Here is a 14,683-nt window from a genome sequence, read left to right as displayed (position 1 = left end):
TGCGCCGAGCTCAATTGCTGATCGGCGCATTATCGTCTTCTATTGCAACACTGTTCATCTGGATGGATTGTTAACCTGTCCATGCATCAGGCTTGCACAACCTCGGCAATCGATGATTTGAGAGCCTGCAAGAACCAATCGAAATCTTCCTGCGTGGTGGCGATGTTGGGGTATACGCGCAGAATGGTGTCGTCATTGATCGATGTCATGGTGTGGACGCGATGTTTTTGCGCAAGTATTGTGCCAATGGCATTCGCATAGCCGACGCCGTCTTCGTCCTTACCGAATTTCAGACCGATCATGAAACCGCGTCCGCGCACTTCTTCCAATGCCGTCGGATACGACTGACGGATGAGCTCCAATTCATTCCATACATAAGCGCTGCGTTCACGTATCTGGCCGGCTACGTCGTTTTCAATCATGAATTGCAGCGAACTCAATGCAACGGCAGCAGATATATTGTTGTCCTGATATGTTGCCGTATGCATCATGGCGCTGTCGAAGGAACCATATGCAGCCATATACAGCTCTTCCTTGACTTGCACGCCCGAAACCGGCAGCACGCCATCGGAGATGCCTTTCGCAAAGGTGAAGGCATCTGGCACGAGACCCTGATAATACTGGTGGGCCCAAATGTAACCGGTGCGGCAAGACCCCGCCTGCACTTCATCAAGCACCATATACACGTCATATTTGTCGCAGAGCTCGCGAATCTTGTAGAAGTAGTCGTCTGGTGGCACGACAATGCCCCCCTCACCTTGAATGGGTTCAGCGATGAACATGATGACATCGTTCTTCTTGAACTCCTCTTCAACGGCCTCGACATCGCCATACGGCACATAGACATGTCCCGGAACCGGGGTCTGCCAGCGTCGCCACACATCCTTGCCACCGGCATTGACGGCACCTGTGGTCTTGCCATGGAAGGAGTTGAGTGTGGATACGATTCTTGTCTTGCCTGTTTTGGTGCGCGCAGAAGCGATACGGCACATCTTGAGTATCACTTCGTTCGCTTCGGCTCCCCCTCCGCCATTGATGACGGTTCGCGTCAGTTCGGGAGTGACCAGTGCCATATTGTGTGCGAATGCGGCTGTCACGGGCTTGAGTGCCATGGGATCCATGGTGAGCGGATTCGTTTCAAGGTATCGCAGTACGGCATCGCGTATTCGTGGATTGTTATGACCTAGAACGTAAACGCCCACGCAACCAATGAAATCGAGACGCTTGTTGCCATCCGAATCCCACATATGGCAGCCTTCTGCCTTGACGATGTCAAAGGTCAGTCCTGCAGAAAGGCCAATCTGCGTTCGATATTGGTTCATATGAGCGAGTTGCAACTCTTCTACACGCTTAGAATTCAGTGCAAGCGATTCATCAAGGGTGATGAAATCGGGGTACACGGTTTTCACATCATTCATGAGATACTCCTTGTTGATCGGGATTATATGGTCTGTATGATTTGCAGGGTTTGTACGCATCCACACAGCTGAGTCGTGTGGAATATGTGCTGTAGGTGACGGTGATGGTGGGCGTGGGCGCGACCGCACCAAGTCATGCTCTATGCGGCCGCACGTATGGAAATTCTGAGATGGTACGAAGCTCACGAGATGAATTCGAGCATCGTGTTGTACCGTTCTGGACTCTGTGCCTTGAGAATGAGCGCTTGAACAACGCCAGCAGCAAAGAATGCAAGCAACAGACCAAGCAGGCCATATGTCAGCACACCCGCCTGGGGATTACCCGCAGCATCACTGTCACCGACAAGCAGCGGAAAATTCATCACGATCATCACCAGAAAAACAGTGAGAATGGTTCCGCCCAAAGCCGGTGCAATGTTTCGCTGCCACAGATTTGCCTTCAATTGCTTCTGCCTTGCAAAAAATACGATCACGCTGGCGCATGTGAGCAGCATGAGCGTCACGAATCCTGCCGTGGCCACGCCTGAGAACCAGGTGAACCCCTGTGCATATGGATCCATGTTGCTGGCTGCAATGATGCCCAGCGCCAGCAGTGCTGTGGCCGTTTGCACGAGCGATGCCACGGCAGGTGAATGGTGCTTCCGATGCGTTTGGGCAAGGGCGCGCGGCAAGGCACCTGCGTTGCCCATCGCATGCATATACCGTGCCAGAACGTTATGAAAACTCAGCACGCAGGCGAACAGGCTCGTGATGAGCAATACGCTGATCACGGCTGCATACCATCCGCCAACATATCGCTCGCCGGTCATCTGCAGCATGTTGCCGGCTTCGAGCGTCGATCCTGCCACTTCTACCACCGAGTCGTAACCCCAGGCGGTTACGAGTGCCCAAGATGCGAAGACATACAGGATGCTGGCGAAGGCACAGGCAATATAGGTGGCACGAGGAATCGTAGTATCGGGATTCTTGGCTTCACTGCGATAAATTGCCGTTGATTCAAACCCAATGAAGCTGGCAATGCCAAACATGAAGGCAACACCCGGTGAACCGGATACGAATGCCGATGGAGAGAATGACGGTCCAACATGTATGCCGCTTGCACCTCCGGTTGCGAAGATAACTACGGACAGCACCACAATCACCGCAATCTCACCGACCAGCAGCACGCCCAGCACCTTTGAACTCATGTCAATATGCCGATACCCGAGAAGAGCTGTCACAGTCAGCACGCCCAGTGAGCACACCCACCATGGAATTGAAATCGAGAATGATTGCAGTGCTACAGCAATTTGCAAGCCGATAAGGCAATATACGGAAATCTGTATGGCCGTGTATGAGATCAGTGCCAGCATGGCGGCTCCCAATCCCCACGTTGGATTCAGTCCCTTTCCGATATACGCAAAGAATGCGCCTGCTTTAGGCACAAAACGTGCCATGGCACTTAATCCGACTGAAAACAGGGCCAGAGCTATGCCTGCAACGATATATGTTGTGGGGAATCCCGACCCATTGCCCAAGAGAATACCTACCGGGGTACCTCCGCCGATAACCGTAAGCGGTGCCGCTGCGGCCACCACCATGAATACTATGGATCCCACGCCGAGTGATCCTGAAAGGGCTGCCGGTTGAGAAGATGGGGACGCTGCTGACAGACCTTCATCTGAAGTATTGCTAATGCTCATTGTCTACGCCTTTCTGATCTATCTCATCTCTGCTGTCGGAAAAGCGCATGCTATCGAAAAACCATATGCAGCCAGTACCCTTGTGAGGCTCGAAACCGTGTGTGGCCGATGGCATGTGTGCAACAGCATGAGATGGAATATGTTTAGGCTGGTAGCCTAAGCGGCTTAGTTTATGGCGTTCATCAGCCGCTAGGACATTTATAAATGAGCAAGTGCTCTTTTTAATGTCGTGCAGTTGTCGTGCATGTTTCGAGACGAAACACAGCCGAAATCAAATCGACAGGAGGAGGCGTCAACCAGTTCGGAGCGCAACGCTTGTTATGGGTCTTTGAGAGCAAGCAAGCCACTGCCCTCCCTGACGGATGCACTGAACGCATACGCTCCTATACCCATACCCATATATGCGCACTCACCTGAGTGAAGGAACCAAGAACAGCACTAAAAGCAGTTCACTTGTTTCTTATGCAGTCCTTCCTGATGCAATCACTGCGCAGCTGCTGACGATGCTCTATGTTTTCAATATGCATGACTCGTTCAAAAGCTCCTTCAAGACTTTGACATTCAGCGCCTAGCACGAACGCTTCACTGTAAACAGTAGGCAGCGCAATCATTACGACTCATCTTCAAGCTAAGAAGCCAGAGTCCTCTTATCGTGAGATGGAAATTCCTACCATTATCTCGTGCGGGCATTGCAGGTGAAAGATATTTATCATGATTGCGAAGAAGGATACTGCCGTTCTCACTGCGGGATACGAGTTTTGTTGCCTTTTTTCGACAAGCTTCGAAAAAAGGCCAAAAACAAGCCATCAAACACGTCCGGAATGGCCTGATAACAGCACAGCGACACCACACGATTCGAGGAATACTCAAAAAAGGCAACAAAACTCGAAGCAGCACGAAAAAAGACGGCATCAATCTCTCTACGTTCATCATTTTTCAACCTATGCACGTCGCAACATGGAAAACCGCTTAAGGCAATACGCGATAAAACCGGCGACAGTGCCCGAGAAAGCGTTGCACAGTTATACGGCGACAATGGAGAGCATGTCATGCACCGAGTTGCGCAAATCCTTGGCAATCGATTCAGACAGCGTGAGCGCAAACTCGACCTGAGCCTGAATGCCCGTCGCCAAAGCCATGCGGACTATGGCAAGCACTGGCGTAGTTGCAGCGATTTCCCCGCGCTCAATAGCCTGCTCCAAGAAGGACGACAGCAGTTGCGACCACTCACCTATCTCATGAAGTGTCACAGGCGCCTGACTTCTGGTCGCTACGGTCAGTCCCCAGAAGCTCACTGCGATCTTGGCCTCGATTCGGGACTCATATGAAATTGGAAAAATCTCGTCAAGTGCTCGATTGAATGCTTCCACTCCGCACCTGCCGTGAACCGAGCGTTGAATCCGTGCATTGGTGTCCTCGGTGATGGTACGATATGCCTGTTCGATGAGCTGGTTCATATCGTCAAAATATCGCCACAACAGGCTGTTCGAAATGCCCATTTTCTGGGCCAAAGCCCGTGAATTGGCTTCAGGCATGCCCCTTTCGCCAACCAGCTCAAGATAGGCTCTGACAATGCTCATGCGACGCTTGTCATGATCCACAACTTTGGGCATCTGCTGTTTCACTACTCCTTGACATGGCTTGTTACAGGCTGCACACTCACATGCATTCCATAGACATTCCAAAATCCGTTCACGGGTTCTAGCATTCCAAGAATGACAATACAACAAATCGAGATGAGAAACGGATGAGACCATGAGGATTATGCTGCTTCAGCATTATGGCTCATTGGTTATGGTTCATTGCTTGCATGTAACTCTGAAACTTCAGGCGACAGAAGATTCCGGACTACGTGAGCCCTATCGGGTTAACCTTCACTCTCTGAATCGTTGCTATCGTGGGCCCGCATTACAGATGCAGGCTTGGACCGTGTATTTCGCGACAGTAAGAAGTATCCAGCACGACCAGGTGTGATGTCACTGTAAGTAAGTTCACAGAAGAGCATGGCACAATGCAGAATCATGAATGTTGCTCATCAAATGATTGGATCGTGAAATACTGTCATGAACATTGTTCATACCACTCTTCATACCATTGTGGAGAGTTCCCTGACGCAAGCTCCTGCCGCTGGAGTGGGAACGCTGGCGTTGAGCCTGCTCATAGCCATATGCTGCGTAAGTATCCGCCCTGTGTGGCATATAGCACGCAACCTGATAACCATCATTCATGAGGGCGGTCATGCGCTGATTGCCCTATGCTCTGGAAGACGGCTCGGAAGCGTTCGACTGCACGCGGACACTTCGGGAGAGACCGTCAGTTTTGGCAAATCGCACGGCATTGCGTATGTGGTGACTGCAATGGCTGGATATCCGGCACCGGCAGTTCTCGGCATTGCCGCATCGCTGCTTGCCGCACGGGGATATGTGTCCGCAACGCTGTGGATTCTTGTGGCGTTGATGTTCGCGCTGCTGATACGGGTACGCAACATGTATGGGATCATCGTCATCATGGTGACCGCATCACTGGTCGTCGGCATTTCATGGTGGGCAGACATCCGTGTCCAAACAATTGCGGCGCACAGTCTGGCGTGGTTTCTGATACTCGGTTCCATACGTCCCCTGTTGGAACTGCAATCCCAGCGGGCGCGCGGACAATCGCATGGTTCCGATGCCGACAGTCTCGACGCGGCAACTCGGATACCGGGCCTCGTCTGGATTATCTTATGGATGCTCTGGTCCTTGTTTGCCCTGTGGATTGCGGCGGCATGGATGACGCGCTCCGTCGGCGGTATCACACCATTCGCCCACTCGGTACTTACCTTGTCACGATTAGGGGTCCTGCTGCAGCACTGATGGGGATGAAAGGCTCGCGCGTTGGCATGTCCCTGTCGGAGACCATCAAGTCAATCACAAGCTGCAACGTGTTTTCCTCCACTGACACGCAGCATGTGGAGGTTACTCCTTGATGTAAGTCTGGACGCGCTCGACGATAATCGGAGCTTTCTTTTCCCCTGCTGTTATTGCACTTGCGATGGTGTTGCCGAGGGGCGGCAGGGGGCACGTCACCCAGTTGGTGAAGGCGCAGGGGAAGGAAATCGCCGCGTTGAAGTCAAGAGATGTCAGAGATTCCAGTTCTTCAGGCGACAGCGGTATGTGACGTCCGGCTCCGTATGTTTCCGTACCGTTGGTGGTGTCTCGGAAGTGTACGATACCGCTGACGCTGCCATCGCCGTGACGATGCCCGGAGACCGACAAGGCATAGTCCTGTCCATCAACCGTCACATGCACAGTTCCGATATGCAGGCTGTCTTCCAACACACCATGCTCAACGGTTGCAGCACCATACGGGTTTTCTGCCGTACGTTCGAATGTGGCTGGAATAATCCAATCAGCATCCCAGGGATAGGTGTCAAGATGGTCGAATTGTTTCGCGGCCGACTCCTTGGGGTCACGCACACGAATCGCCCAGATACGCTCGCCCTGCTCATTGCTGCGGGTGATGTTTTCAACGATCAGATCGCCATACACTGTATCCACCGCGGAACCGATCGATGAGGCGCGCTCATTGTACCCCTGCTTGACCACAGTGGGTCCGCTCGCTGCCTTGCCGTCAATATATACAGGGATGGTGGCTGTTGGATCAGGCGTGTACACGACATCATCATTCACCACCTGCCATGTGCCGGGAACACGGTCAATGCGTAACGCTTCGTTCGGACGGATCCAATCCTGGCTCACCAAGGACAGCCAACCGTATGGCGCATTGAGATCTGTGACCCGTTGAGCATGCCACTTCTGGAAACTTTGCTCAGTATGGTCGTATGTCATAGAGTCCTCCATAGTCATAGTTACCCCACACAGACACAATCTTCGGGGAAAAAAGCATTCGTAGATGCTGTTATCTTCGAATGGGCTGATTATAGGCATCGTTGAGCGGCTCACATGCTGGTGTGCATATACGTAGTTTCTATCGGATATCATCACGTTTATTGATATCATGACCAATGTTATATACATTGCATATAGCTACAGCAGTTATGGAATGAAAAGCCGGTTTCCCTAACTACGAAGTCCGAACTCCTTGAGTGAGCTGGCCGCGCAGAGCCTTTGTGACTCCCCCACCATGAAAAACTTCCCAAACAAGCCGTGTCAGCTATCAACTTGACATTGACGCTACGTCAACGCATACGCTGATGAATATGGAGTTTTCAATACATGAGGTCGCTGAGCTGACAGGCATTACCACACGAATGCTTCGCTATTACGATGCCATTGGTGTGCTCAAACCGAGCAGCAAAAGTTATCACGGCTCTCGACAGTATGATGAACCGGCTCTGATCAGGCTGCAGCAGATTTTGCTCTTTCGTGATCTTGGTCTGGATTTGTCAACGATTCAACAGGTGTTGGATCGTCAGACAGACGAGAGGAAAGCCTTGCGCTCCCATGTAAACATGCTCCATCAAGAGAAGGAACGTTTGACCAGACAGATTGCCGCGGTTGAACGGACACTGCTCTCATTAGAAAAAGGAGAACACATCATGACAGACACTATGTTCGATGGTTTTGACAACCATGCGCAATACCAGGAAGAGGTGGAACGACGCTGGGGAAAGGAAGCCTATGAGCGTTCCGATTCCTGGTGGAACACCATGAACGACACAGATAAATCCCAGTGGAAGAGCAAGCTCGCACAGTTGAACGCGGATTGGGAGCACGCCGCACACGATTCGACCGTCACGCCACAGTCAGACACGGCGCAGCTCCTTGCGGAACGCCATGTTGACTGGCTGCGAGGAATTCCGGGAACCCCTGCCAATGATCCAGATGGCGATGTGTATGGGTATGTTAAGGGACTTGCGGCCATGTATGTTGCCGACAAACGTTTTGCACACAATTATGGTGGCTTGGCAGGCGCTACCTTTGTTCGAGACACCTTGCTTATCTGGGTCAAGCAACATCAGCAGTGAGCACCCCTTGAGCTCAAAAAGTTCATTGAACAACGCTGCTATGCCTTACCTCGGCGCGATGTGGTGCCACATCGGTTCTCTACTCCGATATTGAAACAGTCCGATACACAACCGATCTTATTCTTATCTCTTATCGCCGGATGCGAGTTTTGTTGCCTTTTTTGAAAAAACTTCGAAAAATTGAGAAAAGTAAGCCATCTGAACCGTCCTGAATGGCTTAAAAACAGCATGGCAACACCGCGAGATTCAAGGAATACTCAAAAAAGGCAACAAAACTCGAAACGTCACGAAAAATGAACGCGTCAAGACGAATTCATCACCAGAAACAGTGCCGGTGGCGGAAATACCTGCAGGGATTTCTTCACAATTGATTGTGTGTCCCCGCACCTGTCGTGAGTCGGGGGTGAATCCGCGCATTCGTGTCATCGGTGATGGTACGAAATACATGGGACGGTTAAGAGATGGAACCAAGCTGGGATGCAGCTTCGGGTGGGCGATGCAGGAATCGAACCTGCGACCCCTTCGGTGTGAACGAAGTGCGCTAGCCGCTGCGCCAATCGCCCGAACTCTAGAAAGACTTTCATATGAAAGTCTGCACAACAGCAGTGAGGTTCACGAGCAGTGAAACTCAACCGTGGGCGATACTGGGATCGAACCAGTGACCCCTTCCGTGTCAGGGAAGTGCGCTACCTCTGCGCCAACCGCCCGGTCATTCTCTCGAATGAGAGGTGGGTACGAGAGTCGAACTCGTCTAAACGGCTTTGCAGGCCGCTACCTAACCGCTTGGCTAACCCACCGTGACAGGTCTTACTACTCGGACCTCGAGCGGGCAACGGGACTCGAACCCGCGCTCTCGACCTTGGCAAGGTCGCGCTTTACCAACTAAGCTATGCCCGCATACTCAAGAAACCGCCGAATTGAACAGCTCCAAGCACGATTGACCACTATATCCAACTATTCGGCTTTGCGCAAATTGCGTGTCGTAGCTGCCAGGAAACCCATCATTTACAACGAACATGAGGCAGCGCGGGAGTGTTGCAGACTGCCAACCACGATGGTTATCCACATCTTGCTTTCGGCAAAAATGCGAGACGAATCATTTTCACGTTACTGTAGATGATGTGAGTGAAGAAACTTTCCAAACCAGACGCGTACTCGTATCAGCCTTCGAAGGCTGGAATGACGCATGCCAGGCTGCTTCCAACGTCGTGCGTCACCTCATTGACATGTACGACTCACACGAGGTTGCCCGCATCAGCTGCGATGGCTTCTATGACTACCAGAGCACACGCCCCATGATGTGCTTTGTACAGGGACGGGGCAGAATAGTCTGGCCGGAAACGACCTTCTATGAGATTCACATTGACGACAGCCACAGCATCTTGGCCGAGGTCGGTCCAGAACCAAATTATCGCTGGATGGAATACTGCCACCAGAATCTTCATATTGCTGAGGAATACGACATTGATCGCATCATCACTGTGGGTTCGATGTTCGCAGACTGCCCCCATACCCGTGCGTTGCCCATCGATGTATATTCCGGCGACTGTGACTGCAACTGTTCGGGAGCGGACGATCACTGCGGTCCTGTAGGCATCACGACAGTCCTTGACTCCATCGCTGAGGATCATGGTTTCGAAACGGATTCAGTATGGGTTTCGGTTCCGCAGTATCTTGGCAGCGATGAATGCGCGCAGGGGACGTTGCAGTTGCTGCACAAGCTTTCGCAGTTGCTCGGAGTCTCCCTGAACGAGGGAGATTTGCCATCCAAGGGCAAGCGATGGAAGGCTCAGGCATCCATGTTGCTCAGCTGCAACGATGACCTGGCGGATTATGTCAAGCGCTTGGAACGGCAGGTAGATACGAAGACTCTCGCTGACGAAAGTGACGCGATGACTGCGGATGAGGCTCGTGAGCTCATAGCCGAAGCCGAGGCATATCTGCAGCGAGAACAGAAAAAGGATAATCATAAAGGTCATCAAGGCCCTGATTATCCTGATTCTGCTACCGGAAACGCTCTTTCTGAATAGCGGGCAGCGACCGTCGAACAGCAGCTCTTGACGGATCGTGCCCTGCTTTCAGCTTTGTGGGCCCGCGAGCGGAAGAATGACACCGGCAATCAACAGAATGGCGACAATGACTGCCACTACGATTCTATAGATTGCAAAGCCCTTGTATGAGAAGGTTGAGATGATCTTCAGGAACGCGATGATCACCATGTAGCCGACAATGAAGCTGACGATGGTGGCGCAGATAGTAGCGCCCCAACCGGGGAATCCAGGCTCTGAGCTTGCATCGCCAATCGCTTTGATCGTTTCGAGGACGGCCGCTCCGAAAACGGCTGGTATTGCCATCAGGAAGCTGACGCGCGCCGCAGCTTCACGCGTGTAACCCATGGCGCGACCAAAGGTGATGGTTCCGCCGGAACGCGAGACACCCGGAATGAGGGCAAGCATCTGGCCTACGCCAAAGAGTGCCGCTTCCTTCATGTTCATATCGTCAAGCTTCTTGATCTGCTTGCTCTTAGCATCGAAATACCACAGCAGCAGGCCAAAGATGATCAATACGGAAACCGTAACCCACAGATTGCGAAGACTTGTTTCGATGCGCTTCTGGAATAGCACACCGGCAATCACGATTGGCATCGTACCGACGATGATGTACCAGCCCATCGATGCATCCTTGTCCCCTGCACCGAAGCGGCTGTGCATGTCCGTGCCGTTGGTTCCTATCAGGCAGCGATACCAATGCGAGAGAATTCTCGCGATGTCATGCCTGAAATACAGCAGAACGGCAGCCTCCGTGCCGATCTGAATGATGGCCGTGAAAGCCGCCCCTGGATCATCTCCCAGCACAGCGCCGATGATGCGAATATGCGCACTTGAAGAAACCGGCAGAAATTCAGTCAACCCCTGAATAATGCCGAAGAAAATCGCCTCGAAGAAATTCATAAAGCCTCGTATTACTGATTAACGAATATGTACATTCCACATCACAGGATACTCAAGGTATGCGCGTGAAGCTCAACTGGAGGTATTGTCGCGCAGAATGCCCACAATGAAGGTATAGATAATTCCAAGGAGATTCACTATGGCAACATATCGCAAAAGTCGTGCACATGCTCCTGCAGGATTCTTCGAATGCGAGGGCAGGGGCTTGCAATGGCTCGGTGAGGCGCAGTCTCAAGGCGGACCCCGCGTTGTTCATGTCTTCGACTGGGGCAAGGACTATCTCGATATCGAACGCGTCGATGCGAGTTCACCGACGCCAAAGGCCGCATACGATTTCGGCGCAGCGTTGGCTCGCATGCATGATGTGGGTGCCGATTACTTCGGCTCCGCACCTCGAGACTATACAGGGACGTGCTATTTCGGGCCTTTGCAGGATCCCGTGCCGATGGATACGGGCACATGGGACAATCCGGCAACGTATTTCGCCGAGGCGCGTCTGCGCCCCATGGTGCAGATAGGCCTTGATCGCAGGGCGCTCAATCAGAACGATATGCGCATGACTGAGGACATCATTGACGCATTGCCGGATTTGCTCGGCGAAGCTGCTCATGACAAGCCTGCCCGCATCCATGGAGATTTGTGGAGCGGCAACCTGATGTGGACGGCCGACAAGGGCGAAACTCAGGCGGTGCTGATCGATCCCGCCGCGCATGGTGGCCACCGCGAAGAGGATTTGGCCATGCTGCAGCTGTTCGGAGCTTCATATCTGGAACAGATCGTTGACGGATATCAGTCCGTTCACCGTCTTGCACCAGGATTCCAGCAGCGCTACACCCTGTGGCAGCTCTATGCAATCGCCGGGCACTGCGTATTCTTTGGCGGCGGATATGTGAGCGAATTCCGTTCGATGTGCCGCTCGCTGCTTAGATAATCCGATTCAGATAATCCAATACCTTGAACTCAATATTTTGACGTGTGCCACTGCCTTAGCGAGACACCGCTTTGACTGAGTGACTTGACCGACTGATTTGCGCAATCACACTACTCGGTCAAGCCACTCATTCAAACCACTCAGTCAAATCACTCATTCAGTTCACCAGCCACACCACTCAGGCGAGCGCGTCCTTGATTCTGCCGAAGAATCCTTTGCGGCTCTTTGGCTTGGGGCGTGACCTGCCTGTGGTGTGATGCGCGTCGGCATCATGAAGCTTGGCGAATTGGATCATCAGCTTCTCTTCCTTGTCGCTGAGCTTGGTTGGCGTATCGACGACCATATGCGCAACCAAATCGCCACGTTCGCTCTGCGAGCGAAGCTTCGTAACGCCAAGACCCTTCAACGGAATTGCATCTTCGGACTGGCATCCAGCAGGAATGCTCAAGGTCTTCTTGCCATCAAAGGTGTCGATGTCGATGTCATGTCCAAGAACGGCCCAGCTCATGGGAATCTGAATCCAGCAGTGCAGATTGTCCCCATCTCGCGTGTATTGGGGGTCGGGATTGATGGATATGTCTATATAAAGGTCTCCCGCTGCACCGCCACCTTCACCGACCTCGCCTTGAGAGGCAAGACGAAGACGGGAATCATCGGTGATGCCCGCAGGAATGGTCACTCCTACCGAACGTTTCGTCTGCACGCGACCGTGCCCCATGCATGTCTGGCATGGATGTTCGATGATGGTGCCGTGGCCTTCGCAGCGTTCGCATGGCGCTGAGGTCATCATCTGCCCCAGCATGGTGCGCACCACCTTCTGTCTGAATCCCTGACCTTTGCAATCTGGGCAGGTCACTGGTTTCTCGCCATTGCGAGTGCCTGCACCTCCACAGTCCGGGCATAGACCATAGGTGTGAATCGTGGTGTGTGCCACTCCTCCGAAGATGGCAGTCTTCAAATCGATGTTCACATGAGACAGGGCATCGCGGCCAGCCTGCGTGCGAGGAACCGGACCCTGCCCTGAAGCGCCGAAGCCTCCGCCAAAGAACTGTCCGAAGATGTCGCCGAAGCCGTCGAAGCCTTGCGCACCTTGTCCAAATCCGGCAGAAGCCTGGGGATTGTTGGGGTCCACGCCCTGATCGTACATCTGCTTCTTCTGTGGGTCAGACAGCACGTCGTAGGCGTTGTTGACTTCCTTGAACTTGTCTTCGAACTGCGGACCAGCAATGTCTGGATGATATTTGCGGCTCATCTTTCGATAGGCTCGCTTGATCTCGTCTTCGCTTGCCTCGCGGGTAACCCCCAAGACCTCGTAATAATCTGCCACTGGTAATTCTTTCTGTGTGCTTGCCGTGCAATTGTCTCATATGGCCAGAATGGCCGAAGCATTATGATGAGGACGTTTCGTTTCCGTTGTCCTGTGCGATGCATGAAGTCAGATATCGCGCGACTGCCTGAACAGCGGCGATGGTAGCCGCATAGTCCATATGCGTCGGCCCGATGGAACTGATGAAGGCCACGGGCTCTGAAGTATCTGAAGTCTCTGAAGTCTCTGAAGTCGAGGATTCATCGTCGCTGCCGGTGCCTTGGCTCGTTTCCATAGCGCTTGTGGTCATGCGACTGCTGGCATCGTCAGTGCCCTTCCCCTGCCGATGAAGCAGGCCGGAAGCTCCGTCCGCTGAAACGGAACGAGACGTATGCCCGTAGCCGCTGGTGACGACGGCAGCGTGAATCAGTCCGGGGGTGTGGGTTTCCGAACCGATGGCAACGCTTACTCCATGTGACTGTCGGACTTCGCTGAGCGCGCTCATCAACTTCATCAGCACAACCTGCTCTTCGAGTGCGTCGAAGATAGGGGCCAGATCGGCCATGCCTATCGCCTGCTGATGGGTGAGTTGCGAGGTCCCGGCCATATAGAGTTTGCTGGACTGCTCTTCCCCTGCCATGTCGTCGAATATCTCGGAGAGTCTTGCCACAAGCATGCGAATTCGTGCAAATGCTCCGCTCATTGACAAGCTTCTCAGGAATGCGCCGGTCTGCGAGAGCGAGAATCCTTGGCATTGCTGATTCACGACATCACCGAGATGGTTGACGAGTTCAGTGGAGGGTGCTGCAGAGCAGCGAATGGTCCTCTGCACCACACTGCCGGTATCGGTGATGACAACCGCCAGAAGCACCGTCGGTGTCAATGGAACGATTTCGATGCGACGCAGCAGTGATTTGGCCAGTGATGGCGACGCTACAATCGCGACTTGGCCGGTGACCTGTGCCAGTAACTGCGCGGCTCGGTGGAGGGTATCTTCAAGGCTGACCGATCCTGAAAGGAATCCGTCAATGCCCCTGCGCTGCGCCCGAGACAGCGGCACTATCTTTGCGAGTCGGTCAACGAAATACCGATATCCCTTTTCTGTAGGGATTCTTCCCGCAGAGGTATGCGGCTGCACCAGAAAGCCATCATCCTCCAGAGCAGACATGTCATTTCTCACCGTTGCCGAGCTCACGCCAAGATCGTGGGATTTCGTCAGTGAAGCTGAGCCAACAGGCTCCTGAGAACGGATATAGTCTTCGACCACAGCTCGCAAAACAAGCATTCTTCGCGTATTTGTCATGCTCGCCTCCTTAATCTGCAGTCTGTCAAGCGTGTTGGCTCGAACTCCTGTATCTTCGGCGTGTCTTTCAGAGCTCGTCCGAAAGCGCCGTGACACTCGCGTTGCGCCGATGTCACTCATGATACG

At 52.9% G+C, this 14,683-nt stretch carries 11 protein-coding genes and 4 tRNA genes; 4 read left to right on the top strand and 11 right to left on the bottom strand.

Going from position 1 to position 14,683, the window contains the following annotated elements; all coding sequences use genetic code 11:
• Positions 1 to 86 precede the first annotated feature (86 nt).
• The 3 genes from QN215_RS04440 to QN215_RS04430 all read right to left on the bottom strand — a co-directional run bounded on the left by QN215_RS04440 (position 87) and on the right by QN215_RS04430 (position 4,713).
• Entirely contained in the window at positions 87 to 1,418 is a 1,332-nt protein-coding gene (locus tag QN215_RS04440) for an aspartate aminotransferase family protein (RefSeq protein ID WP_369344888.1), read from the bottom strand.
• A 182-nt stretch (positions 1,419 to 1,600) separates the two neighbouring features.
• Positions 1,601 to 3,100 carry an APC family permease gene (locus QN215_RS04435; RefSeq protein WP_369344887.1) on the bottom strand — a complete coding sequence of 500 codons (1,500 nt, stop codon included), beginning with the start codon at positions 3,098 to 3,100 and terminating at the stop codon, positions 1,601 to 1,603.
• A gap of 1,022 nt (positions 3,101 to 4,122) precedes the next feature.
• On the bottom strand, positions 4,123 to 4,713 hold the full coding sequence (locus tag QN215_RS04430) for a TetR/AcrR family transcriptional regulator (RefSeq protein WP_369344886.1): 591 nt from the start codon (positions 4,711 to 4,713) through the stop codon (positions 4,123 to 4,125).
• A gap of 450 nt (positions 4,714 to 5,163) precedes the next feature.
• On the opposite strand from QN215_RS04430, the gene QN215_RS04425 reads away from it, so the two are divergent.
• On the top strand, positions 5,164 to 5,952 hold the full coding sequence (locus tag QN215_RS04425) for a M50 family metallopeptidase (RefSeq protein WP_369344885.1): 789 nt from the start codon (positions 5,164 to 5,166) through the stop codon (positions 5,950 to 5,952).
• Positions 5,953 to 6,054: 102 nt separating this feature from the next.
• On the opposite strand, the gene QN215_RS04420 is transcribed toward QN215_RS04425, so the two are convergent.
• Complete coding sequence (locus QN215_RS04420) at positions 6,055 to 6,927, bottom strand: DUF1684 domain-containing protein (RefSeq protein WP_369344884.1); 873 nt, start codon at positions 6,925 to 6,927, stop codon at positions 6,055 to 6,057.
• 365 nt (positions 6,928 to 7,292) lie between these two features.
• On the opposite strand from QN215_RS04420, the gene QN215_RS04415 reads away from it, so the two are divergent.
• The gene (locus QN215_RS04415; protein ID WP_369344883.1) at positions 7,293 to 8,066 is read left to right on the top strand and encodes a MerR family transcriptional regulator; all 774 of its coding nucleotides are present in this window, start codon (positions 7,293 to 7,295) and stop codon (positions 8,064 to 8,066) included.
• Between the two features lie 490 nt (positions 8,067 to 8,556).
• Here QN215_RS04415 and QN215_RS04410 read toward each other — a convergent pair.
• The 4 genes from QN215_RS04410 to QN215_RS04395 form a co-directional block, all read right to left on the bottom strand.
• A tRNA-Val gene (locus tag QN215_RS04410) sits at positions 8,557 to 8,629 on the bottom strand.
• Positions 8,630 to 8,701: 72 nt separating this feature from the next.
• A tRNA-Val gene (locus tag QN215_RS04405) sits at positions 8,702 to 8,773 on the bottom strand.
• A gap of 19 nt (positions 8,774 to 8,792) precedes the next feature.
• A tRNA-Cys gene (locus tag QN215_RS04400) sits at positions 8,793 to 8,863 on the bottom strand.
• A gap of 27 nt (positions 8,864 to 8,890) precedes the next feature.
• Positions 8,891 to 8,963: transfer RNA gene (locus QN215_RS04395), tRNA-Gly, on the bottom strand.
• A 224-nt stretch (positions 8,964 to 9,187) separates the two neighbouring features.
• Here QN215_RS04395 and QN215_RS04390 point away from each other — a divergent pair.
• Complete coding sequence (locus QN215_RS04390) at positions 9,188 to 10,096, top strand: PAC2 family protein (RefSeq protein ID WP_369344882.1); 909 nt, start codon at positions 9,188 to 9,190, stop codon at positions 10,094 to 10,096.
• A 48-nt stretch (positions 10,097 to 10,144) separates the two neighbouring features.
• Here QN215_RS04390 and uppP read toward each other — a convergent pair whose 3' ends face one another.
• On the bottom strand, positions 10,145 to 11,017 hold the full coding sequence (gene uppP, locus QN215_RS04385) for an undecaprenyl-diphosphatase UppP (protein ID WP_369344881.1): 873 nt from the start codon (positions 11,015 to 11,017) through the stop codon (positions 10,145 to 10,147).
• Between the two features lie 139 nt (positions 11,018 to 11,156).
• Here uppP and QN215_RS04380 point away from each other — a divergent pair, with 139 nt between their 5' ends.
• Positions 11,157 to 11,948, top strand: coding sequence for a fructosamine kinase family protein (locus QN215_RS04380; protein WP_369344880.1), 792 nt, complete (start codon positions 11,157 to 11,159; stop codon positions 11,946 to 11,948).
• 178 nt (positions 11,949 to 12,126) lie between these two features.
• Here QN215_RS04380 and dnaJ read toward each other — a convergent pair whose 3' ends face one another.
• Both dnaJ and hrcA read right to left on the bottom strand, forming a co-directional pair.
• Complete coding sequence (dnaJ, locus tag QN215_RS04375) at positions 12,127 to 13,275, bottom strand: molecular chaperone DnaJ (protein WP_369344879.1); 1,149 nt, start codon at positions 13,273 to 13,275, stop codon at positions 12,127 to 12,129.
• A gap of 61 nt (positions 13,276 to 13,336) precedes the next feature.
• Positions 13,337 to 14,557 (bottom strand): heat-inducible transcriptional repressor HrcA, encoded by a 1,221-nt coding sequence (gene hrcA / locus QN215_RS04370; RefSeq protein ID WP_369344878.1) that lies wholly within the window; start codon positions 14,555 to 14,557, stop codon positions 13,337 to 13,339.
• Positions 14,558 to 14,683 lie beyond the last annotated feature (126 nt).

Origin of the sequence: Bifidobacterium sp. WK041_4_12 (assembly GCF_041080795.1) — a bacterium.
GTDB lineage: Bacteria > Actinomycetota > Actinomycetes > Actinomycetales > Bifidobacteriaceae > Bombiscardovia > Bombiscardovia aquikefiricola.
The sequence above is the reverse complement of the archived record's forward strand: the minus strand, read 5'-3'. Positions and strand labels throughout refer to the sequence as shown.